A 26,728-nucleotide genomic window follows, 5' to 3' on the forward strand; every position below is an offset into this window, starting at 1 on the left:
TTCCTCGACCGGCTGACGCTTATCAGCAGGCGGTCTCCGTGGGCGATGTCGACTCGCTCGCCTGCCATCCCGCCTCCACCACGCACAGCGCGGTAGCCAAGGAAATCCGTCTGCGCAACGGCGTGACCGACGGGCTGGTCCGCCTGAGCGCCGGCATTGAGGATGCGACGGACTTGCTGGCGGAGATTGCGCAGGCGCTGGCTTAACGCACCCAAGGCGCATCCGGCTCCGTGCTAACGCCGTAGCGCTCCAGCCCCTTGGCGTGCAGCTCCGGAGAAATCGACCGCAGCGCGGCAATCGCCACGTGGTAGCGGTCGACCTCGAAGAAGCGGCGCAGCGCGGCGCGTGTGTCGCTGCGGCCGAAGCCGTCCGTGCCGAGCGCGGTGAACGGCGCGCTCAGGTAGGAAGCGACGAGCTGCGCATACGCCCGCACGTAGTCGGTGGCGGCAATGACCGGGGTGGCGCCCGGCAGGCAGCGCTGCAAATGGCTTTCCGTCTCGCCGCCGCTGGCGAACAGGCTGGCGCGCTCGCATTCGCGGGCGTCCCTGGCCAGCTCGGAGAAGCTGGTCACGCTCCAGATCTCGGACTTGATATTCCAGTCGCTCGCCAGCAGGTCCGCGGCGGCGATGACTTCGCGCAGGATGGCGCCGGAGCCGAGCAGCCTGACGCTGGTGGCGGCGCCTTCCGGGCCGCGGGTACCGTAAAGGTACATGCCCTTGATCACGTCTTCGTGCGCGTCCTCCCGCAGCGGCGCCTGCACGTAGTTCTCGTTGTTGACCGTCAGGTAGTAGAACTCGTCGCGCTGCTCCTCCAGCATGCTGCGCGCGCCGTGGTGGATGATGACCGCGGCTTCGCTGGCGAAGGCCGGATCGTAGGCGCGGCAGTTCGGCACCGTGGCGGCGATCAGCTGGCTGGTGCCATCCTGGTGCTGCAGGCCTTCGCCGGCAAGCGTGGTGCGCCCGGCGGTGGCGCCGATCAAGAAGCCGCGCGCGCGCTGGTCCGCCGCCGCCCAGATCAGGTCGCCGACGCGCTGGAAGCCGAACATCGAGTAATAGATATAGAACGGCAGCATGGCGACGCCGCTCACGCTGTACGACGTTGCCGCGGCCGTCCACGACGCCAGCGCCCCGGCTTCGGTGATGCCTTCTTCCAGCAACTGCCCTTGCTGGCTCTCCTTGTAGTACAGCATCGAGCCGGCATCTTCCGGCTCATAGAGCTGGCCCACGGGCGAGTAGATGCCGATCTGCCGGAACAGGTTGGCCATGCCGAAGGTGCGCGCCTCGTCGGCCACGATGGGCACCACGCGCGGGCCGATGGCCTTGTCCTTGATCAGGTTGGTAAACAGGCGCACCACGCCGGTGGTGGTGGAGACGGCGCGCTCGTCCGGCTCCATGGCGAAGCGGCCGTACTGCATCAGCTCGGGCATGCGCAGCGCGGGGGCGGTGCGCGCGCGCGCCGGCAGGTAGCCGCCCAGCGCCTGGCGGCGAGCGTGCAGGTAGGTCATCTCCGGGCTTTCGTCGGCCGGCTTGTAGAAGCGCAGCTCCGCCACGGCCTCGTCGTCCAGCGGCAGCGCAAAGCGGTCGCGGAACGCGCGCAGCGCATCGATATCGAGCTTTTTCTGCTGGTGCGCCGTCATGCGGGATTCGCCCGCCTCGCCCATGCCGTAGCCCTTCTTGGTCTTGGCGAGGATCACGGTGGGCTTGCCCTTGTGCGCCTGGGCATCCTGGAATGCGGCGTACAGCTTGCGCAAATCATGCCCGCCCCGGCGCAGCGCATCGATATCCGCGCTGCTCATGCTGGCGACCAGCGCCTTGAGCTCGGGGTCCGTGTTGAAGAAGTGAGCCAGGTTGTAGTCGCCATCCTTGGCGCCGAGATTCTGGTACTCGCCGTCCACCATGGCGGCGAAACGCCGGAGCAGCGCGTGGTTGGTGTCGCGGGCAAACAGCGCATCCCACTCCGAGCCCCAGACCACCTTCACCACATGCCAGCCGGCGCCGCCAAACAGCGCCTCCAGTTCGTGGATCACCTGGCCGTTGCCGCGCACCGGCCCATCGAGCCGCTGCAGGTTGCAATTGATGACGAAGGTAAGGTTGTCGAGCTTCTCACGCGCCGCAAGCGAGAGCGCGGCGAGCGATTCCGGCTCGTCCATCTCGCCATCCCCGAACACGCCCCACACGCGCCGCGCGGCAGTGTCGGCGATGCCGCGATGGCCGAGATAACGCAGGAAGCGGGCCTGGTAGATGGCGCTGATCGGGCCGATGCCCATGGAGCCGGTCGGGAATTGCCAGAAATCCGGCATCAGCCAGGGATGCGGATAGGAGGAGAGGCCACCGCCGCCGGTTTCCTGCCGGTAGCTCGCCAGTTGGGATTCGGACAGCCGTCCTTCGAGGAAGGCGCGTGCATAGACGCCCGGAGCGGAGTGCGGCTGGAAGTAGACCAGGTCGCCCTTGTGCTCGCCATCGTCGGCGCGGAAGAAGTGATTGAAGCCCACCTCGAAGATCTCGGCGGCGGAGGCATAGCTGGCAAGGTGGCCGCCAAGTTCGCCGTAAGCCTTGTTGGCGCGCACCACCATGGCCAGCGCGTTCCAGCGGATGATCGACGTCAGCCGCTGCTCCAGCGCGAGGTCGCCGGGATAGCGCGGCTGCTCGCCCACGCCGATGCTGTTCTGGTAGGCCGAGTACGGATTCGCCCGTTCGCCAAGGCCGAGATGGCTGGCATGCTCGGCGAGGCGTTCCAGCAGGAAGCGCGCACGCGGCGCGCCGCCGGTGCGGAAGACGCCGGCCAGGGCGTCGAGCCATTCGCTGGTTTCTTCGCGATCGGGGTCATGGCCTTCGCCTGAGGCAATCTCGCTGGCGGCTGTTTTTGGCAGGGCACTCATTGCGGTCTCCGTGGGCTTTGTTCTTCTCTTCGTTCTTCTGTATCCGGCGACAGCGTCAAGGATGCCGCGAATCGAGGATTTCATTGTAGGGAGGAGGCCGCGGCAGAAGCTGCCGAAATGGCAGGCGATCCCGGCCGTCGGCAGCGTAGCGTGCTGCGGCTGGGCGGCTGGCAGCGCAACGTGCTGTGGAGACTGGGGGGGGGATGTGTGCGATGTGTATGGCTTGTGGCCCGCTGACGCGGGGGTGTCTCTTTAGGGGGTTTTATTGCTTCTAGCTGCTGGCGCGGCTGGGCGGTGTTGCCGTTTTAGAACGTGTGAGATGTCACTTTTCTTTACTCGTAAAGAAAAGTAACCAAAAGAAAGCGATCCTTGCAGGAGGCTGGCGTGGCGTCATTGGGAATCCCAATGGTTTCGTCGTACGGCCCTGGGTGCTAATGGACTCGTGCCGTTACCAGTTTAGATCACCACGACCCTGCCCATGCCCAGGGTTTCGTGGTGGTCCCCACCGGTAGCCACCACCACGAATTTCAAGCCGTCTGTCGCTCGCGGCGCGGGCGGCCACGAAGTTGCAGGCGTCCCGTTTCCGTCGTGGGCGCGGTGGCACCGAAAAAATAATTCCGAGGAGATTACCACCGCGCCCACCCCACCACGAAACCATCACGGCGTGATATATCGTTGTGCTTTGCACCGGTAACGGCAGATGTGTGAATGGGCTGAGATGCTACTACCGAGCAGCCTCACCACGAAACCAGCGTCATCCGCAGTATCGTGGCCATTCAAACCGGTAACGGCACGAGTTAATTAAAACCCGGGGCCTAACGACGAAACCATTGGGCTACGCAACCCCGACAAGCCAGCCTCCTGCAAGGATCGCTTTCTTTTGGTTACTTTTAAAGAAAAGTGACATCTCACACGTTCTAAATCGGCCAACACCGTACAGCCGCGACAGCAGCTAGAAGCGCTAAAACATCGCCCACTCACGCCATTCTGCATCAGCAGCTAGAAGCATCAAAACCCCGCCCTAAAGACGCGCCTCAGATCAAGGCGCATTCAATCGGCAATGACCAAGGGTTAGCGCGCCAACACGCTGCCGCCTGCAGCTTACTTCGCCGTAGGCATGGCGAACTCGGCACCCTTGCCGATGCTGTCGGGCCAGCGCTGCATCACGGACTTCTGCTTGGTGTAGAAGCGCACGCCTTCCTCGCCATACGCGTGGGTGTCGCCGAACAGGCTGCGCTTCCAGCCGCCAAAGCCGTGCCAGGCCATCGGCACCGGGATGGGCACGTTGATGCCGACCATGCCGACCTGGATGCGCCGAGCGAACTCACGCGCCACGCCGCCGTCGCTGGTGTAGCAGGCCACGCCGTTGCCGAACTCATGGTCGTTGACCAGTTGCACGGCCTCGGCAAAATCCTTTACGCGCACGCAGCCCAGCACCGGGCCGAAGATCTCTTCCTGGTAGATGCGCATGGCCGGGGTCACGTTGTCGAACAAGGTGCCGCCTGTGAAGAAGCCGCCTTCATGGCCGGGCACGCGGCAATCGCGGCCGTCCACCACCAGCGTGGCGCCCTCCTCCACGCCGAGGCCGACATAGCCCTCGATCCGCTCCAGCGCCTGGCGCGTGACAATGGGGCCCATCTCGGCTTCGGCGTTCATGCCGTTGCCGATCACCAGTGCCTTCACGCGCTCGGCCAGCAGCGGGAGGATCTTGTCCGCGACATCGCCGACCAGCACGGCAATCGAGATCGCCATGCAGCGCTCGCCAGCCGAGCCGTAGCCGGCGCCGATCAAGGCATCCACGGCTTGCTCGATGTCCGCGTCGGGCATGACCACCAGGTGGTTCTTGGCGCCGCCGAGTGCCTGCACGCGCTTGCCGAAGTGCGCCGCACGCTCGCTGATGAACTGGGCAATCGGGGTGGAGCCGACAAAGCTCACCGCCTTGACTTCAGGATGTTCGATCAAGGCATCGACCACAACCTTGTCGCCCTGCACCACATTGAACACGCCGGCCGGCAAGCCGGCTTCGGTCAGCAGTTCCGCCATGAACAGGCTGGCGCTGGGATCCCGCTCGCTCGGCTTGAGCACAAAGGTGTTGCCGGCCGCCAGCGCGATCGGGAACATCCAGCAAGGGACCATGCAGGGGAAGTTGAACGGCGTGATGCCAACGACCACACCCAGCGGCTGGCGCAGCGTCCAGTTATCCATCCCCGTGCTGACCTGGTCCGTGTAATCGCCCTTGAGCAGTTGGGGAATGCCGCACGCAAATTCGATGATGTCGATGCCCCGGGAGACTTCGCCCTGCGCGTCGGAGAAGACCTTGCCGTGTTCCGCCGTGATCATCGCCGCGAGCGTGTCGCGATTCAGGTTCATCAGCTGCAGGAAGCGTTGCATGACCCGCGCGCGGCGGATCGGGGGCGTGTCCGCCCAGGCCGGGAAGGCCGCGGCGGCAGCGGCAACCGCGGTGCGGACTTCGTCGACCGAGCCCAGCGCCACGGTGCGCGCGGCGGCGCCGGTGGCGGGGTTGAAGACATCCTGCGCACGGCCGCTGCCGCTGGCAACCCGGCTGCCGTTGATGTAGTGGCCGAGCTGGCCGCCTTCGGTGTATGCGATGGGAGTCTTCACGTTATTGCCTTCCAGGAAAGAGAGGGGGATTAGCCAATGCGACGAGTGTAGTCAGGGCATCCATCCCCAGCAATGCCGCGCGGCTTGACTCATTGTTTAGCAAAGTAAACAATGTCGCGATGGAAGACGAAAATAAAGAGCCCAACTGGGCGCACCTGTACTCGCTGGTCGTGCTGGGTGAGCTCGGCAGCTACACGGCCGCGGCCGTGCGCCTGGGCGTGAGCAAGGGGGCGATGAGCCAGCGGATCGCGGAGCTGGAGCGCAGCGCCGGGGTGCCGCTGGTGCAGCGGACCACACGCAGCGTCCGGCTGACGGAAGCCGGCCAGCAACTCGCGGACACCACGCGCAACGCCTTCTCGGATATCGAGCGCAGTTTTGCCGGCGTGCGCGATCTTGCCGGCGAGCCGCGCGGCTTGCTGCGGGTAACGGCGCCGGTGGCGCTGGGCCGCCAGCAGATCGTCCCGCGCATCCCGGCCTTCCTGAAGACCTACCCGGAAGTGCGGATCGAGATGGAGTTCTCCGACAAGTTCACCTCGCTGGCGCAGGAGGGTTTCGACCTGGCGATCCGGCATGCCTCGGTGGCGCCGGATACGCATATTGCCTGGACGCTATGCCGCACGAGCACGGTCCTGGTGGCAACGCGCAGCTACCTGAAGCGCCATGGCGCGCCGGAAAACCCGGAGGAACTGGCCAGGCATGCTTGCCTGCACTATTTCCGGCGGGGCGAATCACCCACCTGGAGCTTCGAGCCGGTGCGCGGCGCGGGCCCCCGGCGCAGCGTGGCCATACATGGCAGCTTTGCCGCCAACAACAGCGAAGCCCTGCGCGAGGCGGCGCTGGGCGGGCTGGGCATCGCCCTGCTGCCGGATTTCACCGCCCAGGCGGACGTGGCCGCCGGCAGGCTGGTCAAGGTCCTGCCCAACTGGCGCTCGGCAGGGGCCTTTGGGGACCACCTTTTCGCCATCCGCCCTTACAGCCCCTACCTGCCGCGCGCCGTCCGCGTGTTCGTGGACTACCTGCGCGAGACGCTGAAGGATGGCTTCGCAATGGGCTGAAGCCCTGTCCTGCCGCAGGTTGCTACTGCAGCTCGACCCGTGCGCGCCGCCAGTGTCGAATCGTCTGCCTTTATACTGCGGCATGGCCTACGATCTCACAGACAAACTCGTCATCGGCATCTCGTCCCGGGCGTTGTTCGACCTCGAGCACGAGAACGGCATCTATCAATCCGAGGGGGTGGCGTCCTACTCCGCCTACCAGCGCCAGCATGAGGACGAGCCCCTGCTGCCGGGCACCGCGTTCCCGCTGGTGCAGGCGCTGCTCGGGCTCAATAACCTGATCCCCGGCCGGCGGCTGGTGGAAGTGGTGGTGATCTCGCGCAATTCGCCCGACACCGGGCTGCGCGCCTTCAACGCCATCGAGACCCACCGGCTGGACATCACCCGCGCGGCGTTCACCGGCGGCGAGCCGATCTCGCGCTACCTGCAAGCCTTCAAGGTGGACCTGTTCCTCTCGCGCGAGGCCACCGACGTGCAAGCCGCCATCGACGGCGGCGTGGCCGCCGCCCAGCTGTACGCCGCGCCCGCCGACTATCACGCCCCCGCCGGCCAGATCCGCATTGCCTTCGACGGCGATGCCGTGCTGTTCTCACCGGAATCCGAGCAGATCTTCAAGCAAAAAGGACTGGAAGCCTTTGTCCGGCATGAGCAGAAGCACCGCCACAAGGCCATGGCCGAAGGGCCGTTCGCCAAGCTGCTGCTCCGGCTGGCGGAGATCCAGTCGCACTTCCAACCCGGCGAGTGCCCGGTGCGCATCGCCATCGTCACGGCACGCAACAGCCCGGCGCATACGCGGGTGGTGCATACCCTGCGCGCCTGGAACGTCAGCATCGACGAGGCCTTCTTCCTCGGCGGCTTGCCCAAGGACCAGGTGCTGCAGGCGTTCGGCGCGCATATGTTCTTCGACGACCAGGAAGGACATGTGGAACTGGCGTCGGCGGTAGTGCCGTCGGGGCGGGTGCCTTACAAGGGTGGGGAATTGGGTGGCGGCAAGCGGCAGCCGGCTGCGCGCAAGCGGGTGAAGAAGGACGACGGCGAGAACGCCAGCCAGGCTGTCAAAGCACCGGCATCCGCAACATGAAAACCTTCGCCCTTTACCTCGTCACGGCTTGCGCGGAGATCCTTGGCTGCTACTTCCCCTACCTGTGGCTGCGCCAGGGCGCTAGCGCATGGCTGCTGGTGCCGGGCGCGCTGTCGCTGGCGCTGTTCGCCTGGCTGCTGTCGCTGCACCCGGATGCCTCCGGGCGGGTCTATGCGGCTTATGGCGGGATTTATATTGCGGTGGCGATTGTGTGGCTTTGGCTGGTGGATGGGGTGAAGCCTAGCCACTGGGATCTGGCCGGGGTGGCGGTGGCGATTGCGGGGATGGCGATAATTGTGTTTCAGCCGCGTTGAAGCGGGGAGGAGCATGATTGAGAGCTTGCGCCACTGCTAGCGCCCGCCCTCTCCCCCTGTCCCTCATCCGCTGCGCGGGAGAGGGGAGACCGACATCGCAGATTGATTGCTCCAGGTTCCACCATCCGTGCTGCTTCACTGCAAATCCAACTGCTTAACGTCAAAGTCAAAGGCAGTTTCACCTCCCCTGCGGGGAGGCGACCTACTTTCTTGTCTCGCCAAGAAAGTAGGCAAAGAAGGCGACCCGGATGCGGCGAAAGCCTCCTCGTCGGCAAGCCAAAAGAGCGGCCGGGACCCAAACTCACATCGCCTTAGGGCGATGCTCAGACATGGGTCCCTCTTTTCCGCTCTTTTGGCTTGCCGACGAGGCGCCGCATAACGGGAGATTCAAACCTTGACGGCTCGCTTCGCATCGCGCTTGGGTGATTCCCGCCCGTGGGGCGAGAATCACGGCTACCACAATTGGTTCATCTTGCCGCGGGTTGGCTCCCCTCTCCCACTTGTGGGAGAGGGGCCGGGGGAGAGGGCGGGCGTTCGCCATCCTGATCCGCGCCGTGAATCCAGCGCCGATCAGCTCAGGCCGCGACCCGCGCCGCTTCCCCGCGATACTGCGCCAGCAACTCCACCCGCCGCGCAGCCACCTTCTCCAGATTGGCTTCCTTGACATGCCCGAAGCCCCAGATGTCATCCGGCAGGCTCGCCAGTGCCACCGCCGTATCCAGGCGATCCGCGCTCAGCGTCGCGCCGAACTCCTCTACCATCGCGAAGTAGTCCTCGATCAGCTTGCGTTCCGAGCGCCGCTCGGCGGTCTTGCCGAACACATCGAAGGCGGTGCCACGCAGGCCCTTGGCGCGCGCCAGCAGGCGGAAGACCGTGAGCATGGCCGGGCCGAAACGCCGCTTGACCAGGTGGCCATGCGAGTCCCGCCTGGCCAGCAGCGGGGGCGCCAGGTGGAAGCTCAATTGATAGTCACGGCCAGGCTCGCCCTCGAACTGCGCGCGCAGCTTGTCGAGGAAAGCGGGGTCGGCATACAGGCGGGCCACCTCGTATTCGTCCTTGTAGGCCATCAGCTTGGCGAGATTGCGCGCAACGGCTTCGGTCAGCGGCAGCCGGCCGTTGGCACCGACGCGCTTTTCGGCGGCGCGTACGCTGTCGACCACGGCACGGTACCGGGCTGCGTACGCCGGGTTCTGGTAAGCCGTGAGCAAGGCCTCGCGCTGGCGGATGACGCTATCCAGCGTTTCCGGCATGGCCACCACCTGGGCACGCGGCGTGGTCTGCAGTTGCGCGGCAAGTGCCGCCTCGCCGTGGTGCGCGAGATAGCGGCCCCAGTCGAAAGCCAGCAGGTTCTTCTCAACCGACACGCCGTTGAGTTCGATAGCCCGTACCAGGCTGTCGCGCTGCAGCGGGACCCAGCCCTTCTGCCACGCAAAGCCCAGCAGCAGTGGGTTGGAGTAGATCGAATCCGCCAGCAACTTCACGGCCCAGGCGTTGGCGTCGATAAAGGCGCAGGCCCCACCGACGCTGGCGCGCAGGTCCTGCTCGGCCGAGGCGCCCGGGAATTTCCAGTTCGGGTTCTTGATGAAGTCCGCAGTCGGCGTATTGGCGCTGTTGATGGCGGCTGCGGTCATGTCGACCCGGGTCTTGGACAAGACCTCGGGCGAGGCCGAGACGATGGCGTCGCAGCCGATCACCAGGCGCGCTTCGCCGGTGGCGATGCGGGTGGCGTGCAGCGCGGCGGGAGTCGGCGCGATCTGCACGTGGCTGATCACCGCGCCGCCCTTCTGCGCCAGTCCGGCCATGTCGAGCACGGTCACGCCCTTGCTTTCCAGGTGGGCAGCCATGCCCAGCAGGCCGCCGATGGTGACCACGCCGGTGCCGCCGACGCCCGTTACCAGCACGCCATAGGGCCGCTCCAGCACGGGCAGCACCGGCTGCGGCAGCGCGCCGAAATCGGCGCCCGCGCCCTTGCCGCCCACCGCAACAGGCTTGCGCACCTGCGCGCCTTCGGCCGTGACAAAGCTCGGGCAAAAGCCGTTCACGCAGGAGAAATCCTTGTTGCAGGAGGACTGGTTGATCTTGCGCTTGGTGCCCAGGGGCGTTTCCAGTGGCTCCACCGACAGGCAGTTGGACTTGACCGAGCAGTCGCCGCAGCCTTCGCACACCGCGTCGTTGATAAAGGCCCGCTTGGCCGGATCGGCCATGGTGCCGCGCTTGCGGCGGCGGCGCTTTTCGGTGGCGCAGGTCTGGTCGTAGATTAGGATGGTGACGCCGGCGGTGTCGCGCAGCTGGACCTGGATCTCGTCCAGCTGGTCGCGGTGGTGCACGGTGACGCCGCCGGGCAGCATGCTGCCGTCGCCGTACTTCTGCGGCTCGTCGGTCACCACCACGATCTTGCTGGCGCCTTCAGCCAGCACCTGGTGCGCAATCTGCGGCACGGTCAGGATACCGTCCACGGGCTGGCCGCCGGTCATCGCCACGGCGTCGTTGAACAGGATCTTGTAGGTGATGCAAGCCTTGGACGCAATGGCCGCGCGGATTGCCAGCAGGCCAGAGTGGAAGTAGGTGCCGTCGCCAAGGTTGACGAACACATGCTTCTCGCCGGTGAAATGCATCTGCCCGGTCCACGCCACGCCCTCTCCACCCATCTGGCTGAAGGTATCGGTATTGCGGTCCATCCACATCGCCATATAGTGGCAGCCGATGCCAGCCAGCGCGCGCGAGCCTTCAGGCACGCGGGTCGAGGTGTTGTGCGGACAGCCCGAGCAGAACCAGGGCTTGCGCTCCACCGAGATGCGCGGGCGCGCGGCTTCGCGCTCCTTGGCCTCGATCAGCGCCACGCGCGCGGCAATGCGCTCGCGCACGTCGGACGGCAGGTCGCTCTTCTCCAGGCGGGTGGCGATGGCCTTGGCGATCAGCGCGGGCGATAGCTCGTAGTGCGCGGGCAGCAGCCAGTTGCCGCGCGGCAGCGACCATTCGCCGCCGTGGTTGCCACGTTCGTCGAACTTGCCGTAGACCTTGGGGCGCACGTCGTCGCGCCAGTTGTAGAGTTCTTCCTTGAGCGCGTATTCGAGGATCTGGCGCTTTTCTTCCACCACCAGGATCTCTTCCAGGCCGGTGGCGAACTCGCGCGCGTCGTGCGCGTCCAGCGGCCACACGCAGCCTACCTTGAACACGCGGATGCCGATGCGGCGGCAGGTGTCATCGTCCAGGCCGAGGTCCGACAGTGCCTGGCGCACGTCGAGGTAGGCCTTGCCGGCGGTCAGAATGCCGAAGCGCGCGTTGGGCGAATCCAGCACCACGCGGTTGAGCTTGTTGGCGCGGATATAGGCCAGCGCCGCATACCATTTGTGGTCGAGCAGGCGGGCTTCCTGCGCCAGCGGCGGATCGGGCCAGCGGATATTGAGGCCGCCCTCCGGCATGGCAAAGTCCTCGGGCAGCACGATCATCACGCGATCCGGATCGACCTCCACCGAGGCGGTGGATTCCACCACGTCGGTCACGCATTTCATCGACACCCACAGGCCGGAGTAGCGGCTCATGGCCCAGCCGTGCAAGCCGTAGTCGAGGTATTCCTGCACATTGGACGGGTACAGCACCGGAATGCCGGAGGCCAGCAACACGTGCTCGGACTGGTGCGCCACCGAGGACGACTTGGCGGCGTGGTCATCCCCCGCCAGCACCAGCACGCCGCCATGCTTGGCGGATCCGGCCGAGTTGGCGTGCTTGAGCACGTCGATGGAGCGGTCCACCCCCGGGCCCTTGCCGTACCACATCGAGAACACGCCGTCGCGCTTCGCGTCCGGGAACAGGTTGACCTGCTGGGTGCCCCATACGGCGGTGGCCGCCAGGTCCTCGTTCACGCCGGGCTGGAACACCACGTCGCTGGCGGCCAGGTGCTTCTTGGCCTTCCACAGCGCCTGGTCCACACCGCCCAGCGGGGAGCCGCGATAGCCGGAGATAAAGCCCGCCGTATTCAGCCCGGCGGCAAGGTCGCGCGCCTTTTGCAGCATGGGCAGGCGCACCAGCGCCTGGGTGCCGCTGAGATAGACGCGGCCTTTTTCCAGCGTGTATTTGTCGTCGAGGGAAACCGACGCTAGGGCATCTTGCTGGGCTGGGGATAGGGGGGCATTCATCGATGCTGTCTCCGTGTGCTCTTGTGGGCTGTAGCTGAGTGTAGGAAGGCCGGCCGATATCGTAAAATCATGAATTCAGAGAGCTGGTATCCGAAAAACGCATAGCGAGGTGCCATATGGCGAAAGAACGGCGCGGGAAGGAAGACGGCGGGCAGCGCATTGCCAAGGAAATCACCCTGCGGCAGTTCCGCTACTTCGCCGCGGCGGCGGAAACCGGCCAGTTCTCCATGGCCGCCACCGCCGAGCATGTGTCGCAATCGGCCATTACCAATGCCGTGTTGACGCTGGAGCAGCAGCTTGGCGTGCGCCTCTTTGACCGCCTGCCGCACGGCGTGGCGCTGACGGCGGAGGGCCATCGGCTGCACCAGCGTGCCCGGCAGATCCTGGACGCCGTGCAGGACACGCTGCGCGAGCCGCGCTTCCAGGCCCACAACCTGAGCGGCACGGTGCGCCTGGCGGCGTCTTACACCGTGCTGGGCTACCTGCTGCCGGGCCTGCTGGCGCGGTTTCGCACCAATTACCCGGATATCGATTTCGACCTGCACGACATGGACCGTCCCGGCATCGAGCGCGCGGTGCTGGCCGGCGAGATCGAGCTTGGCATCGGGCTGCTGTCCAATATCGAGAGGCTGCAACGCTTTGCCCACCACACGCTGATCCGCTCGCGGCGCCAGCTATGGGCTTCGCCGTCGCACCCGCTGCTGGCGCTGCCCAGGCTGACGCTGAAGGACATCGCGGCGCACCCCTACATCCTGCTGACGGTGGACGAAGGCGAGCGCTCCACGCTGCGCTACTGGCGCAGCAAGCGGCTGACGCCGTCCATCGCGTTTCGCACCAGTTCGATGGAGGGGTTGCGCGGGCTGGTGGCGCACAGTTTCGGCGTGACCGTGCTGTCCGACATGGTGTACCGCCCGTGGTCGCTGGAGGGCAAGCAGATCGAGGCGCGGCCGATCGCCGAAGGCGTGCCTGACATGGAGCTTGGGCTGCTGTGGCAACCCGGGCGCAAGCTGGACAAACCCGCCGATGCGCTGCGCGAGTTCCTGATCCATGCCAGCGGCAGCTAGGCCCCCATCCACTGTGTCCACTGTGCCAGGACGCCACGCACTGCTCCAGATTGGCACACCTCGGCGCACCGTGACACACCGGCAGCAGCCGGCATAGCCCTCCCCCGCCAGGTTTTACGTGGTTTTCCCGTTCTCGCGGCGCCGTGCCCACCGGGCACAGCTTTTGCGGATGGATGCTTGTGCGCGAACAAAAGCGGCACGACAGACATCACAACACGGAGAGAGACATGAACATGGCGGAAATCGCCCAGCTGGGCGTTGCGTATCCCTACAAGGAACAGTACGAAAACTATATCGGCGGCGCCTGGGTGGCCCCGGCCGATGGCCAGTACTTTGAAGCGATCTCGCCGATCACCGGCAAGCCCTTCACGCGCGTGCCGCGCTCCAACCAGAAGGACGTGGACGCCGCGCTGGACGCCGCGCACCGTGCCAAGGACGCCTGGGGCCGCACCTCCACCACCGAACGCGCCCGCATCCTGAACCGCATCGCCGACCGCATCGAGGCCAACCTGGTCACGCTGGCGGTGGCCGAGACCATCGACAACGGCAAGCCAATCCGCGAAACCACGGCGGCCGACCTGCCGCTGGCGGTGGATCACTTCCGCTACTTCGCCGGCTGCATCCGCGCGCAGGAAGGCGGCATCTCCGAGATCGACCACGAGACCGTGGCCTATCACTTCCATGAGCCGCTGGGCGTGGTCGGCCAGATCATCCCATGGAACTTCCCGATCCTGATGGCCACGTGGAAACTCGCGCCCGCGCTGGCCGCGGGCAATTGCGTGGTGCTCAAGCCGGCCGAGCAAACCCCGGCCTCGATCCTGGTGCTGATGGAAATCATCGGCGACCTGCTGCCGCCGGGCGTGCTCAACGTGATCAACGGCTTTGGCCTGGAAGCCGGCAAGCCGCTGGCTTCCAGCTCGCGCATCAGCAAGATCGCGTTCACGGGCGAGACCACCACCGGCCGGCTGATCATGCAGTACGCCTCGCAGAACCTGATCCCGGTCACGCTCGAGCTGGGCGGCAAATCGCCCAACATCTTCTTCGAGGATGTGCTGTCCGCCGACGATGCGTACTTCGACAAGGCACTGGAAGGCTTCACCATGTTCGCGCTGAACCAGGGCGAAGTCTGCACCTGCCCATCGCGCGCGCTGATCCAGGAATCGATCTACGAGCGCTTCATGGAACGCGCGCTCAAGCGCGTGGCGGCGATCAAGCAGGGCCATCCGCTCGACAAGGCCACCATGATCGGCGCGCAGGCCTCGCAGGAGCAACTCGAGAAGATCCTGTCGTACATCGACCTGGGCAAGCAGGAAGGCGCGCAATGCCTGATCGGCGGCGAGCGCAATGCGCTGGGCGGCGACCTGTCCAGCGGCTACTACGTCAAGCCCACGGTGTTCGCGGGTCACAACAAGATGCGCATCTTCCAGGAGGAGATCTTTGGCCCGGTGGTCTCGGTGACCACCTTCAAGGATGAGGAAGAGGCACTGGCCATCGCCAACGATACGCTCTATGGCCTGGGCGCCGGCGTATGGACGCGCGATGGCGCGCGTGCCTTCCGCATGGGCCGCGGCATCCAGGCGGGCCGCGTGTGGACCAATTGCTACCACGCTTATCCGGCGCACGCGGCCTTTGGTGGCTACAAGCAATCCGGCATCGGGCGCGAGAACCATCGCATGATGCTGGACCACTACCAGCAGACCAAGAACCTGCTGGTGAGCTACAGCCCCAACGCGCTCGGCTTCTTTTGATATAGCGCAAGAATGGGCGCCTGTGCCCATGCCATGATCGGCATGACGCCCGCGCTGCCGGCCGCCCGGTCCGCAGCGCGGGCGTCCTTGCCAACAGCATCAGGAGTCGAGATGACAGCGATGATGAAAGCCGCCGTGGTGCGCGAATTCGGCGCCCCGCTCACGATCGACGAAGTGCCCGTGCCGCAACCCGGGCGCGGGCAGATCCAGGTCAAGATTGAAGCCTCCGGCGTATGCCACACCGACCTCCATGCCGCCGAAGGCGACTGGCCGGTCAAGCCTACCCTGCCCTTTATTCCCGGCCACGAAGGGGTGGGCTATGTCTCGGCGGTGGGCGCGGGCGTGTCCCGCGTGAAGGAAGGCGATCGCGTCGGCGTGCCCTGGCTGTACAGCGCCTGCGGCTACTGCGAGCACTGCCTGCAAGGCTGGGAGACCCTGTGCGAGAAGCAACAGAACACCGGCTACTCGGTCAACGGCGGCTATGGCGAATATGTGGTGGCCGATCCCAACTACGTTGGCCTGTTGCCCGACAGCGTGGGTTTTGTGGAAATCGCGCCGATTCTTTGTGCGGGCGTGACCGTCTACAAGGGCCTGAAAGTCACCGATACGCGGCCCGGCCAATGGGTGGTGATCTCCGGCATCGGCGGGCTTGGCCATGTGGCGGTGCAGTATGCGCGCGCCATGGGGTTGCGCGTGGCGGCGGTGGATATCGACGACAAGAAGCTGGAGCTCGCGCGCAAGCTCGGTGCCGAGGTTACGGTCAATGCACTGACTACGGATCCCGTGGCATTCCTCCAGAAGGAAATCGGCGGTGCGCACGGCGCGCTGGTGACGGCAGTCTCGCCCAAGGCATTCGGCCAGGCTATCGGCATGGTCCGGCGTGGCGGCACGGTGGCGCTCAATGGCTTGCCCCCGGGCGACTTCCCCACGCCGATCTTCGACGTAGTGCTCAAGGGCATCACCATCCGCGGCTCCATCGTCGGCACGCGCAGCGACTTGCAGGAGTCACTGGACTTTGCCGCACACGGGGCCGTCAAAGCGACCGTGTCCACCGCGCCGCTGGAGAAGATCAACGAGATCTTCACGCGCATGCGCGCAGGCGATATCGAAGGCCGCGTCGTCATGGATTTTGCCGCCTGACATTAGCTATCCGAAGTAGCCGTCCGAAGTTGCCATCCGAAGGCAAGGAGCCGCCCGATGCCCGACACCCAGTCACCTGACGCCGTGCAGCGCGTCGTCGCCACGCCTGCCGCGCTGGCGTTGATCGAGCGCCTGCGCGCGCAGCACGGCGCATTGATGTTCCATCAGTCGGGCGGCTGCTGCGACGGCAGCGCGCCGATGTGCTACCCGGACGGCGAGCTGATCATTGGCGAGGCCGATGTCTGCCTCGGCGAAATCGGCGGCGCGAAGTTCTACATGACACGCGCGCAGTTCGAGTACTGGCAGCACACGCGGCTGGTGATTGATGTGGTGGCCGGGTCGGGTGGGATGTTTTCGCTGGAGGGGCCCACCGGGATGCGGTTTTTGACGCGATCGGAGTTGTTCAGCGATGAGGAAGCGCGGAGGTTGGAGCGGGAACCCGCGCTCTGAAGCGCTGGGCAAAGCTGGCAGGATGCGCCAAAACCATCGGGAATGACGACGGCTGTCGCTCCCTCTCCCACTTCGTGGGAGAGGGAGCGAACACGCGGCGCCGCAAACCTCAGCGCGCCCGGCTCTCAAGCGCCGCGTTTCAGCCGCCGGTAAATCGTGTTCCGCGACAGCCCCAGCTCGCGCGCGGCCAGGCTGACATTGCCGCCGTGGCGCGCCAGCGCCTGGTGGATCATGGCGGCTTCCCGATCGCGCAGGCGCTCGGGGGTACTGGCGGGCGTCATGGGTGTCATGGGTGTCATGGGCATGAAGTCTGGCTCGGCGTCGCCATTCTCCGCGAGCATCAACTCCTGCGCGAAATCCTCGGGCAAATGCTCCACGCGGATCTCGTCTTCGCCTTCGGCCATGATGGCCGCCGTGCGCAGCACGTTGACCATCTGGCGCAGGTTGCCCGGCCAGGGATGGCGCTGGAAATGCGCCAGCACATCCGCCGCAACGCGGGTTGGATGCCCATCGCCGTGCTCGCCATGCTCGGCCTGCGCGAGTTGCTGCGCCAAGATGCGCTCCACCAGCACCGGCAGGTCGGTGCGCTCGCGCAGCACGGGCAGCGTCACCGATAGCGCATTGATGCGGTAGTACAGATCCTCGCGGAAGGTGCCGGCCGCGATCATCGCGCGCAGGTCGCGGTGGGTGGCGCAGATGATGCGCAGGTCCACGGGAATCGCGTGGGCGCCCCCCAGCGGGGTCACGGCGCGCTCCTGCAGCACGCGCATCAGCCGCACTTGCTGCGCCAGCGGCATGTCGCCAATCTCGTCAAGGAACAAGGTACCGCCGTGCGCCTGCACCAGCTTGCCCGGGCTGCCGCGCCGGCGCGCGCCGGTGAAGGCGCCGTCCTCGTAGCCGAACAGCTCCGCCTCGATCAGGGACTCCGGGATCGACGCGCAATTCACGGCGACGAACGGCGCGGCGCTGCGTGGCGAGTCGCGATGGATGGCGCGCGCCAGCCATTCCTTGCCGGTACCGGTGCGGCCCAGCACCAGGATGGGAATATCGCGGCCGCGCACCTTGTCGACCCGCTGCAGCACGGCGGCCATGCGGGCGTCCCCGGTATCGAGGGCGGCCAGCGCCGTGGCGGTTGCCGATGTCGATGCACGCGCCGCCTGCGCGCGGCGCGGCGGCGCGAGCAGCGACATCCGCGCGAACACGAGCACACGGCTTGGCAGGGTCAGCGTCAACAACTGGCCAGACGCATCAAAGCCCTGCTTGAGCGCGGCGCCCAGCGGCATGCCGAACAAGGCGGCAAAGTTCTGGCGGTCCAGCGTATCGGGCGACAGGCCGAGCTGGAACAGCCCGCTGCGGTTGGCCGCCAGGAAGGTGCCATCGGCCGCGAATGCCGCCATGCCTTCGAACAACGTACCGACGAACTCCGGCCGCGCGTGAAAGCGCACCAGCGCGGCATCGGTGAAATGCGTGGCAAACAGATGATTCTCGATCATCTGCGCCGACATGCGCACCAGCGCCATGGTGTGCTTGTGGAAGCCGCGGTGATCGCCGCTCACATCGAGTGCGCCCAGCACCTGGCCAAACGGCCCGGAGATCGGCACGCAGGAACAGGTCAGCGTACGGTTGGCGCGCAGGAAATGCTCGTCGGCATGGATCACCGTCGGCCGGGCCTCGGCCAGCGCGGTGCCGATGGCGTTGGTGCCCTTGCTCGACTCCGCCCACGATACGCCCGGCGCCAATGCCACGCGCCTGGCCCGGTCGGCAAAATCGCCGTCGCCCAGGCTGTGCAGGATCACGCCGCCGCTGTCGGTCAGCAGCACCATGCTCTCGGTATTGGCGATCTGCGCGTGCAAGGTTTCCATGACCGGCAGCGCGTGCTTGTACAGCAACTGGTTGGCGTCGACCAGTTCGTGCAGCGCGCGCATGCCCAGCGATTGATAGTCCGCCGCATGGGTGGCTTCGAGGCCGAAACTGGTCGAGCGCGCATGCGCGCGGGCAATCAGGATGCGGCGCTCCGGATCGGCGTCCGGCGTGGCGGCGTGGCTGGCAAGCGTGCTGCTCATAGCGGCAGGTCTCCTGTTCTGGATCCCAGCGTGGCCGGGTCGGGCCGTCTATGTGCCGGCCTGTCTGGCGGCGTGGCGACCTTGCCGCCAAACCTTATCACATGCCGGCGGCGCGACCGGCGCGCACCACCCGGAAGTCGCGTGTAAAGTACTTGCCTGCGGCACGCGCGAGCGCGCTCGCGCCCCTCCCGATTCACTCCCCCGAAAGGCGCATGATGAGCATTGTGATAGATCGCTTCGACCATATCGTCCTGAACGTGAAGGACGTGGAGACCAGCGCGGCGTGGTACGAGAGCGTGCTGGGCATGCAGCGCGAGGACTTCGCGTCGCGCACCGGCAAGCGGGTCTCGGTGCGCTTTGGCCAGCAGAAGATCAACCTGCGCCCGATCGGCACGGACACCGTGGCGTGGTTCACCGGCGTCCACCCTACCGCCGGCAGCGACGATCTCTGCTTTATCACCCGCAACACGCTGGAAAGCGTGATCGCGCACTGGATTGCGCACCATGTGCCGATCGAGGCCGGGCCGGCGGCCCGCACCGGCGCGCTCGGCCCGATGACCTCGGTCTATTGCCGCGACCCGGACGGGAACCTGATCGAGGTGGCGGCCTATCCGGCACACTGAGCGCCGGACATGCCGCCCGCCGGGTTCAGCGCTTGCCGTCGAGCAGGTCGTTCAGCACGTCGTCGAATGCCGCTTGCGCATCTTCCAGCGCCTGCAGCGAAGCGTCGAAGGTCTGCAGCGCCATTTTTGACGGTTTGCCGCTGCCCTGCGGCGCAAACTGCCCTTGCAAGGCGGTAAAGGCCACCTGCACCTGGCGGGTGGCGTTGACTACGCGCTCCATTGCCTGGGCTTCTTCGGCGCGGTTTTTTTCGTCTTTTTGCAGGTCTTTCTGGTCGTTTTGGTCGGGCATGCCCTTGGCTCCGTGCGCGGCCGCACCGGCCGCCGTTGATGTGAGGCGTATCGTACAAGAACTTGCAGGCGCCTTGCCCGGTCGAATGCCGTGCCCCTTTGGAAATGATCCAGGCGACGCTGAGAAACGCCCCGCATTGCGCTGTAAAGCCAGGAAGAACAAACCCTCCGAACCCATGCCATCCCACTCACGCAAGGCCCTCGCCGCCATCCTGCTGACCGCAGGCGGCTTTACCTGCTACTGGACCTACCTCACGCTGAACCAGGACAGGCTGTTGTTCGACGCCCGCCGCCGCCCGCCGCGGGACCTGCCCGCGGGCATTTCCGCTTACTCGCATGAGGTGCCGGGCGGTTTCCTGCGCGGCTATGTCTACGGCACCCAGGGCGTCCAGGACGCGGAAACCGGGGAAACCGTGCGGGACGCACAAACCGCGCGCGACCTGCTGTTCTACCTGCCCGGCCGCGGCGAGGATGTATTGGACACCATGCAACACCTGGCCTGGCTGCCGCCGGGCGTGGGCTTTGCCACCATGGACTACCGCGGCCTGGGCCACTCGGACGGCCAGCCCTCCGAGCCAGCCGCCGTAGCGGACGCCAGCCAGTTCCTGCTGCACCTGCGCCGCATGTTCCCCGGCACGCGCGTGCATGTGGTCGGCCGCAGCCTTGGCACCGGCGTGGCCATCCAGCTGGCGGATTTGCAGGATTTCGAGAGCCTGCAGCTGATCACGCCTTACGACTCCATGCTGGAGATCGTGCGCAAGCGCTTCCCGCTGGTGCCGCTGCGACAACTGATGCGCCATCACTTCGATTCGATCGCCCACTGCAAGAAGGTGGTGCAGAGCACCAAGGTGCTGCTGGCCGAGGTCGACGAGGTGGTGCCCCACGAATGCTCGGAGCGCCTGATCGCAGCCTGGCCCGGCCAAGTGGCGCGGCAGATGATGCCAGGCACCAACCATTTCACCATCATCGAGCAGCCCGGGACCTGGCACGCGCTGGCGGAATTCGCGCAGCGGGTGGGCCGGCCCGGCACGCGGCCGGTTGCGACGGAAGTGCCCCGGGCCGATGACGCGGAATCGGCAGCGGCGGAAGCCCCGGACGGCGTGGCCGGCTTCCCCGTGTTCGCCCCAAGGTAGAATGCGCGCATGAAAAGAGTCGTAGTAAAGGCAGCAAGCGTCACTCTGGCGCTTGCTGCGGCCTCCACCCTGCTAGTCGGGTTCGCCGCCGTGGTGAGCCTTCGTCAACTCCCCGCCGTCGATGCGCTGCGGGACTATCGTCCCGACCTGCCGCTGAGGATATTCACCAGCGACAACGTGCTGATTGGCGAGTTCGGCAACGAGCACCGCGAATTCGTCCCGCTGGAGCGCATGCCCAAGCAGATGTCCAACGCCCTGCTGGCGGCGGAAGACGATCAGTTCTACCAGCACGCCGGCGTGGATATCCCCGGGATCTTCCGCGCCGCGCTCGCCAATATCGGCGAAGGCTACGCCCAGGGTGCGTCCACCATCACCATGCAGGTGGCGCGCAATTTCTACCTGTCGCGCGAGAAAACGCTCGCGCGCAAATGGTATGAAATCCTGCTGGCCTGGAAGATCGACAGCTCCCTGCCGAAAGACCGCATCCTCGAGCTGTACATGAACCAGGTCTACCTGGGCGAGCATGCCTATGGCTTCGGCAGCGCGGCGCAGGCGTACTTCGGCAAGCCGCTGGATGCGCTGTCGCTGGCGGAAAGCGCGATGCTGGCGGGCCTGCCCAAGGCGCCGTCGACGATGAATCCCGTGGTCAACTTCCCGCGCGCCAAGCTGCGCCAGCAGTATGTGCTGGGACGGATGCAGGCGCTCGGCATGATCTCGCACCAGCAGTACCAGGCGGCCCGCGCGGAAACGCTCAAGGTGGCCGGCTCGCATAACGGCCGCTTTGACGGGCACGCCGAGTACGTGGCGGAACTGGCCCGCCAGCTCGCCTACGACCGCTTTGGCGAAGCCGCCTATACGCGCGGCCTCAACGTCTACACCACGGTATCGTCGGTCAGGCAAAGCCTGGCTTACGAGGCCGTGCACGCGGGCCTGGACCAGTACGGCAAGCGCCATGGCCAGCAAGCAGCGCCACAAGCCGCGCTGGTCTCGCTGGACAGCAAATCTGGCGCCATCGAAGCCATGATCGGCGGCGCGGACTTTGCCACCAGCCGCTTCAACCATGCCACGCAGGCGCTGCGCCAGCCGGGCTCGACCTTCAAGCCGTTCATCTATTCCGCCGCGCTCGAGCGCGGCGTGTCGGCCACCACGCTGATCAACGACGCTCCGCTGGATGTGTCGTCGCGCTGGCAGCCGGGCAACGACGATGGCCGCTTCCTGGGCGCCGTGAGCGTGCGCCAGGCGCTGGCGCAGTCGCGCAACCTGCCTGCCATCCGGACCTTGCAAGCCATCGGTATTCCCTATGCCGTGGACTACGCCGGCAAGTTCGGCTTCTCCGAGCAGCGCCTGCCGCGCTACCTGCCGATGGCGCTGGGCACCGGCACCACCACGCCGCTGCGGCTGGCCGCCGCCTATGGCGTCTTCGCCAGCGAAGGCTACCGCACCGAGCCCTACCTGATCGAGCGCATCAGCGACGGCGCGGGCAACGTGCTGTTTACCGCCGACAGCGAGCCCCAGCCGCAGCGCGTGATTCCCGAGCGCAATGCCTATGTGATGAACAGCCTGCTGCACAGCGTGGTGACCAGCGGCACCGGCGCGGGCCTGCAACGCTACCTGCGGCGCGCGGACGTGGCCGGCAAGACCGGTACCACCAACGATTCGGTCGATGGCTGGTTTGCCGGCTACGCGTCGGGCATCGTCACGGTGGCGTGGATGGGGTTCGACGACAACCGCAGCCTGGGCCGGCACGAGTTCGGCGCCACCACGGCCCTGCCGATCTGGGCCAGCTACATGGAAGGCCGCCTGGCCGGCCAGCCCGAGGCGGAATTCGTTGCGCCCAAGGACCTCGTGCGCAACGGCGATGACTGGGTCTACCCGGAATACGCCGACGGCAGCCACGGCATTGCCGCGCTTGGCTTCCCGGCCCCGCCGGCGGACGCCGATCCGGAGGCAGGCCCGGCACTCACCGACACTACCGGCGCGACCAGCGCAACCAGCGCAATCGGCACAACCGGCACCACAGGCGCCGCCGAGTCCGTCAGAGCGTTGAGCCCTGTCCCGGCCGGGGTGCCGCCCCGCGCATCTCAGCCCACAACCTGACCCCGCCTGCTGCCCGAATGGCTCCGATGAATCTCTCTCCCTACAGCGGCCCCTTGATCTGGGCGGTGGCAGCCACCACCACCGCGGGCGTCATCACGCGGCCGTTCCGGCTGCCGGAGGCCTTCTGGGCGGTAGCTGGCGCGCTGCTGCTGTGCGTGACCGGGCTGCTTGCCGTGCCGGATGCCATGGCCGCCGTGGCGCGCGGCTATGACGTCTACCTCTTTCTCGGCGGCATGATGCTGGTGTCGGAACTGGCGCGCAAGACCGGGCTGTTCGACCATGTGGCGGCCGTGGCGGTGCGACAGGCAGGAGGATCGGCACGGCGGCTGTTCCTGCTGGTCTATGGCTTCGGCGCCCTGGTCACCGTGTTCATGTCCAACGATGCCACCGCCGTGGTGCTCACGCCGGCCGTGCTGGCTGCCACCCGCGCCGCCAAGGTCAAGCATCCCCTGCCCTACCTGTACAGCTGTGCGTTGATCGCCAACGCCGCCAGCTTCGTGCTGCCGATCTCGAACCCCGCCAACCTGGTCATCTTCGGCGAGCACATGCCCTCGCTGATGGGATGGCTGGCGCGCTTCACGCTGCCGTCGCTGGTGGCCATCGTGGCAACCCTTGCCGCGCTCTACTGGACCCAGCGCGACGCGCTGCGCGAGCGCATCGCAACCGACGTGCCAGTGCCGCCGCTGACGCTGGAAGCCAAGCTGACCGCCGCCGGCATCGTAACCATGGGCCTGGTGCTGCTGACGGCATCGCTGCTGGGCGCCGACCTGGGCTGGCCGACCTGCCTGGCCGGCGTGGCGACGCTGCTGCTGGTCTGCGCCTGCCGCCCCGGCTTGTGCCTGCCGGCGCTGCGCGAGATTTCCTGGGGCGTGCTGCCGCTGGTGGCAGGCCTGTTCGTGCTGGTGGCGGGCCTGGAGCAGACCGGCCTGATCGGCAAGCTCGCCCACCTGGTGCAGGCGCTGTCGCAACATTCGCCGGCGGCCGGCGTCTGGGTGACCGGCGCCACGGTGGCGCTGGTGTCCAACGTGGTCAACAACCTGCCGGCCGGGTTGTTCGCGTCCTCGGCGCTGGCGGCCAGCCATGCCTCCACGCAGGTCACCGACGCGGTGCTGATCGGCATTGACCTCGGGCCTAACCTGTCCGTCACCGGCTCGCTGGCGACCCTGCTATGGCTGACCGCGCTGCGGCGCGAGGGCCAGCACGTCGGCGCGCTGCAGTTCCTGCGCATCGGCGCGCTGGTGATGCCGCTAGCGCTGGTGCCGGCCCTGGCCTCGCTGCTGCTTTGAGCGCTGCCGGCCTCAGCCCAGCTTGTCCAGCAAGCTGTACCAGGCCACGCCCGCGGCAATGTAGAACCGCTGCAGGCCATGCAGCGGAATCCCGGTCACCGGCGTGATCGGATAGGGAAAATCCCCGCCCTTGCCCGCCAGCCGCGCCGCGATATGCTGGCCCAGGCTGGTGCACAGCGCGATGCCCCGCCCGTTGCAGCCCAAGGCCATGACGATGCCCGGCGCGGGCTCATGCACATGGGGCATGAAGTCCCGCGTGATGGCGATGCGCCCTGCCCAGCGATATTCGTAGGACAGCGGGCCGAGTTGCGGAAACAGCAATTCCAGCGAGCGCTCCAGGTGGGCAAAGTCCTGCGGCCCGCGCGGATCGGCAAAGAACCCGCGCCCCCCCATCAGCAGGCGCCCCTGCGCATCCTTGCGGAAATACAGCAACAGCCGCTGCGAGGTGGAGGCCGTCTCGCCTTGCGTGAGGATGCCCTGCGCCTCGGCATCCTTAAGCGGTTGCGTGGCCACGATGAAGCTGTTGGCCGACAGCACCGTTTGCGCCAGGCCGGGCCACAGCGGGCCGGTGTAGCCGTTGGTGGCGATCACGACCTGCGCGGCGGTCACGGTGGTGCCCAAGGCCGTCGTTGCCACCCACTGCGCGCCCTGGCGCTCCAGCGCCGTCACCGCCGTGCCGCCATGCACGGCGGCGCCCGCCTGCTGCGCGGCCTTGACCAGCCCGCGCGTAAAGGCCAGCGGCTGGATGGCGCCGGCGCGGCCATCCAGCCAGCCGCCGGCGAAGGCCTGCGTGCCCACGCGCCGCGCTACCGCGGCGCGGTCCAGCACTTCCACCGGTGCCCCGCGGCGCGCCCATTGCCCGGCGCGGGCATGCATCGCGGGTACCGCGCCCGGTGAATACGAGAGTTGCAGCCAGCCGCTGCGCACGGGCTGGCAATCGATGTTGTGGCGCGCGATCAGGTCGAACACCAGGTCGGCCGAGCGCGATACCGCATCGATCAATGGCTCGGCGCGCGCGGCGCCGAACAGGCGCACCAGTTCGTCGGGATCGTGCTTGAGCGTGGGATTGACCTGGCCGCCGTTGCGCCCGGACGCACCCCAGCCAGGTTCGTTGGCTTCCAGCACGCACACGCGCGCGCCGGTCTCGGCCAGGTGCAGGGCGGTCGAGAGGCCGGTGAAACCGCCGCCGATGACGAGCACATCGGTGGCGAGCGATTCGCCCAGCGCGGGCGTGGGCGGCGCGGGTGGGGCCGTGGCCGCCCACAGGGAGGACGGCAAAGGGACGGCCGGGGCCGGCCGGCCTGGCGCAAACTGGCTGGAGGTCATGGCGCCAGGTCTCCCGCCGTTTCCACCGGCTTTTGCAGCACGCGGCGCAGGAAGTCCTGCGTGCGCGCGTGCCGGGGCGCGCCCAGCACCTGCGCGGCCGCCCCTTCCTCTACGATGGTGCCGCTGTGCAGGAAGCACACACGGTCGGCCACTTCCCGCGCGAACCCCATCTCGTGCGTCACCACGATCATCGTCATGCCCTCGCGTGCCAGGTTGCGCATGACTTCCAGCACGTCGCCAACCAGCTCCGGATCGAGCGCCGAGGTGGGCTCGTCGAACAACATGGCCTCCGGCTGCATCGCCAGCGCGCGGGCGATCGCCACACGCTGCTGCTGCCCGCCGGAAAGCTGCGGCGGATACGCCTGCGCCTTGGCGGCCAGGCCGACCTTTTCCAGCAGTTCCATGGCTTCGCCGCGCGCCTTGTCCCGGCTCTCGCCCTTCACGTACACGGGGCCTTCCATCACGTTTTCCAGCACGCTGCGATGCGGGAACAGGTTGAAGCGCTGGAACACCATGCCCATGCGGCTGCGCAGCCGGTGGATGTCCTTGCCGCTGCGGTCGACCCGCTCGCCAAAGGCGCGGATCTCGCCGCCCTCGTAGGACTCCAGCCCGTTGATGCAACGCAGGACCGTGGACTTGCCGGAACCGGACGGGCCGATCAGGCAGACCACCTCGCCCGCATCGACGTGCAGGCTCACGCCGCGCAGCACGTGGTGGTCATCGAAATACTTCTGCAGGTTGTCGATCCGGATCATGGTTTTTTCTTCCCCGCGCCAAGGCGGCGCTCAAGCCGGCGCAGCCCGAACACCAGCGGCAAGCTCATCAGCAGGTAGAGCAGCGCCACCAGCGTGTAGACCGTCATGTTCTGGAACGTGGACGAGGCAATCAGCTGTCCCGCGCGCGTCATCTCCGCCACGGTGATGGTGGACACCAGCGACGAGTCCTTGAGCATCATCACCAGCGTGTTGCCGTACGGCGGCAGCGAGATGCGGAACGCCTGCGGCAGGATCACCCGGCGCATCACCAGCGCCGGGCGCATGCCCATGGCCTGCGCGGCCTCGCGCTGGCCCGGGTCGACGGCCTCGATGCCGGCGCGGAAATTCTCCGCCTGGTAGGCCGAGTAAGCGATGCCCAGGCCGATCACGCCGGCCTGGAAGGCCGTCAGGTGAATGCCCGCATCCGGCAGCACAAAGTAGATGTAGAACAGCTGCACGATGATCGGCAGGCCGCGGATCGCGTTGATCACGCCGGACGCCCCCCACGACAGCGTGCGCGCAGGCGACAGCTTCATCAGCGCCAGCGCCAGCCCGAGCAAGCTGCTGAGCGCGAAGGCGAGGACGGTCACCTCGACGGTGACCACCGCGCCCTGCAGCAGGATCGGCAGGAACTCCCGCGCGTGCTGGAAGAAGTTAGCGTCCATGGGA

At 66.7% G+C, this 26,728-nt stretch carries 19 protein-coding genes and 1 pseudogene; 12 read left to right on the plus strand and 8 right to left on the minus strand.

Features of this window, described 5'->3' with window-relative positions:
* Positions 1 to 35: 35 nt before the first annotated feature.
* Positions 36 to 206, plus strand: a pseudogene (locus ACGLHR_RS07000) (PLP-dependent transferase); the annotation flags it as partial.
* Here the strand turns inward: ACGLHR_RS07000 and mdeB are convergent.
* Both mdeB and ACGLHR_RS07010 read right to left on the minus strand, forming a co-directional pair.
* Positions 203 to 2,878, minus strand: a complete 2,676-nt coding sequence (mdeB, locus tag ACGLHR_RS07005; protein ID WP_400092876.1) for an alpha-ketoglutarate dehydrogenase — start codon at positions 2,876 to 2,878, stop codon at positions 203 to 205. The pseudogene ACGLHR_RS07000 and the gene mdeB sit on opposite strands and share 4 nt — an antisense overlap.
* 1,101 nt (positions 2,879 to 3,979) lie before the next feature.
* Positions 3,980 to 5,500 (minus strand): CoA-acylating methylmalonate-semialdehyde dehydrogenase, encoded by a 1,521-nt coding sequence (locus ACGLHR_RS07010; RefSeq protein ID WP_400092878.1) that lies wholly within the window; start codon positions 5,498 to 5,500, stop codon positions 3,980 to 3,982.
* Positions 5,501 to 5,619: 119 nt separating this feature from the next.
* On the opposite strand from ACGLHR_RS07010, the gene ACGLHR_RS07015 reads away from it, so the two are divergent.
* From ACGLHR_RS07015 to ACGLHR_RS07025, 3 genes are all read left to right on the plus strand, one after another.
* On the plus strand, positions 5,620 to 6,555 hold the full coding sequence (locus ACGLHR_RS07015; RefSeq protein WP_400092880.1) for a LysR family transcriptional regulator: 936 nt from the start codon (positions 5,620 to 5,622) through the stop codon (positions 6,553 to 6,555).
* Between the two features lie 82 nt (positions 6,556 to 6,637).
* The gene (locus ACGLHR_RS07020) at positions 6,638 to 7,636 is read left to right on the plus strand and encodes a 5'-nucleotidase (RefSeq protein WP_318234487.1); all 999 of its coding nucleotides are present in this window, start codon (positions 6,638 to 6,640) and stop codon (positions 7,634 to 7,636) included.
* Complete coding sequence (locus ACGLHR_RS07025; RefSeq protein ID WP_318234486.1) at positions 7,633 to 7,950, plus strand: YnfA family protein; 318 nt, start codon at positions 7,633 to 7,635, stop codon at positions 7,948 to 7,950. The genes ACGLHR_RS07020 and ACGLHR_RS07025 overlap by 4 nt, the downstream gene beginning before the upstream one ends.
* A 575-nt stretch (positions 7,951 to 8,525) precedes the next feature.
* On the opposite strand, the gene ACGLHR_RS07030 is transcribed toward ACGLHR_RS07025, so the two are convergent.
* Positions 8,526 to 12,086 carry an indolepyruvate ferredoxin oxidoreductase family protein gene (locus tag ACGLHR_RS07030; protein WP_400092881.1) on the minus strand — a complete coding sequence of 1,187 codons (3,561 nt, stop codon included), beginning with the start codon at positions 12,084 to 12,086 and terminating at the stop codon, positions 8,526 to 8,528.
* 116 nt (positions 12,087 to 12,202) lie between these two features.
* Here ACGLHR_RS07030 and ACGLHR_RS07035 point away from each other — a divergent pair, with 116 nt between their 5' ends.
* From ACGLHR_RS07035 to ACGLHR_RS07050, 4 genes are all read left to right on the plus strand, one after another.
* Positions 12,203 to 13,150: a LysR family transcriptional regulator gene (locus ACGLHR_RS07035; protein ID WP_318234484.1), complete on the plus strand. Its 948-nt coding sequence runs from the start codon at positions 12,203 to 12,205 to the stop codon at positions 13,148 to 13,150.
* A 227-nt stretch (positions 13,151 to 13,377) separates the two neighbouring features.
* Positions 13,378 to 14,898 carry an aldehyde dehydrogenase gene (gene adh / locus ACGLHR_RS07040; RefSeq protein ID WP_318234483.1) on the plus strand — a complete coding sequence of 507 codons (1,521 nt, stop codon included), beginning with the start codon at positions 13,378 to 13,380 and terminating at the stop codon, positions 14,896 to 14,898.
* A 111-nt stretch (positions 14,899 to 15,009) separates the two neighbouring features.
* Positions 15,010 to 16,038 (plus strand): alcohol dehydrogenase AdhP, encoded by a 1,029-nt coding sequence (gene adhP / locus ACGLHR_RS07045; protein WP_400092882.1) that lies wholly within the window; start codon positions 15,010 to 15,012, stop codon positions 16,036 to 16,038.
* 57 nt (positions 16,039 to 16,095) lie between these two features.
* Positions 16,096 to 16,488, plus strand: coding sequence for a DUF779 domain-containing protein (locus tag ACGLHR_RS07050; RefSeq protein WP_400092884.1), 393 nt, complete (start codon positions 16,096 to 16,098; stop codon positions 16,486 to 16,488).
* Positions 16,489 to 16,613: 125 nt separating this feature from the next.
* On the opposite strand, the gene ACGLHR_RS07055 is transcribed toward ACGLHR_RS07050, so the two are convergent.
* Positions 16,614 to 18,551 carry a sigma-54-dependent Fis family transcriptional regulator gene (locus ACGLHR_RS07055; protein WP_400092886.1) on the minus strand — a complete coding sequence of 646 codons (1,938 nt, stop codon included), beginning with the start codon at positions 18,549 to 18,551 and terminating at the stop codon, positions 16,614 to 16,616.
* A gap of 215 nt (positions 18,552 to 18,766) precedes the next feature.
* On the opposite strand from ACGLHR_RS07055, the gene ACGLHR_RS07060 reads away from it, so the two are divergent.
* Positions 18,767 to 19,174 (plus strand): VOC family protein, encoded by a 408-nt coding sequence (locus tag ACGLHR_RS07060; RefSeq protein ID WP_400092964.1) that lies wholly within the window; start codon positions 18,767 to 18,769, stop codon positions 19,172 to 19,174.
* Between the two features lie 25 nt (positions 19,175 to 19,199).
* Here the strand turns inward: ACGLHR_RS07060 and ACGLHR_RS07065 are convergent, their stop codons facing one another.
* Positions 19,200 to 19,463, minus strand: a complete 264-nt coding sequence (locus ACGLHR_RS07065; RefSeq protein ID WP_400092965.1) for a hypothetical protein — start codon at positions 19,461 to 19,463, stop codon at positions 19,200 to 19,202.
* Between the two features lie 175 nt (positions 19,464 to 19,638).
* On the opposite strand from ACGLHR_RS07065, the gene ACGLHR_RS07070 reads away from it, so the two are divergent.
* The 3 genes from ACGLHR_RS07070 to ACGLHR_RS07080 are packed head-to-tail and all read left to right on the plus strand — an operon-like array spanning position 19,639 to position 23,978.
* Positions 19,639 to 20,595 (plus strand): alpha/beta hydrolase, encoded by a 957-nt coding sequence (locus ACGLHR_RS07070; RefSeq protein ID WP_400092888.1) that lies wholly within the window; start codon positions 19,639 to 19,641, stop codon positions 20,593 to 20,595.
* A gap of 9 nt (positions 20,596 to 20,604) precedes the next feature.
* On the plus strand, positions 20,605 to 22,692 hold the full coding sequence (locus ACGLHR_RS07075) for a penicillin-binding protein 1A (protein ID WP_400092890.1): 2,088 nt from the start codon (positions 20,605 to 20,607) through the stop codon (positions 22,690 to 22,692).
* A 26-nt stretch (positions 22,693 to 22,718) separates the two neighbouring features.
* Complete coding sequence (locus ACGLHR_RS07080) at positions 22,719 to 23,978, plus strand: arsenic transporter (protein ID WP_400092892.1); 1,260 nt, start codon at positions 22,719 to 22,721, stop codon at positions 23,976 to 23,978.
* A gap of 12 nt (positions 23,979 to 23,990) precedes the next feature.
* Here ACGLHR_RS07080 and ACGLHR_RS07085 read toward each other — a convergent pair whose 3' ends face one another.
* Genes ACGLHR_RS07085 through ehuD form a run of 3 tightly spaced genes read right to left on the minus strand, consistent with a single transcriptional unit; the run spans position 23,991 to position 26,724 of the window.
* Positions 23,991 to 25,304 carry an NAD(P)/FAD-dependent oxidoreductase gene (locus ACGLHR_RS07085; protein WP_400092893.1) on the minus strand — a complete coding sequence of 438 codons (1,314 nt, stop codon included), beginning with the start codon at positions 25,302 to 25,304 and terminating at the stop codon, positions 23,991 to 23,993.
* Positions 25,301 to 26,059, minus strand: a complete 759-nt coding sequence (locus ACGLHR_RS07090; RefSeq protein ID WP_400092895.1) for an amino acid ABC transporter ATP-binding protein — start codon at positions 26,057 to 26,059, stop codon at positions 25,301 to 25,303. Before ACGLHR_RS07090 ends, ACGLHR_RS07085 begins: the two co-directional genes overlap by 4 nt.
* Positions 26,056 to 26,724, minus strand: coding sequence for an ectoine/hydroxyectoine ABC transporter permease subunit EhuD (gene ehuD, locus ACGLHR_RS07095; protein ID WP_400092897.1), 669 nt, complete (start codon positions 26,722 to 26,724; stop codon positions 26,056 to 26,058). Before ehuD ends, ACGLHR_RS07090 begins: the two co-directional genes overlap by 4 nt.
* Between the last annotated feature and the right edge of the window lie 4 nt (positions 26,725 to 26,728).

This window comes from Cupriavidus sp. CuC1 (assembly GCF_044627735.1).
Classification (GTDB): domain Bacteria; phylum Pseudomonadota; class Gammaproteobacteria; order Burkholderiales; family Burkholderiaceae; genus Cupriavidus; species Cupriavidus ulmosensis.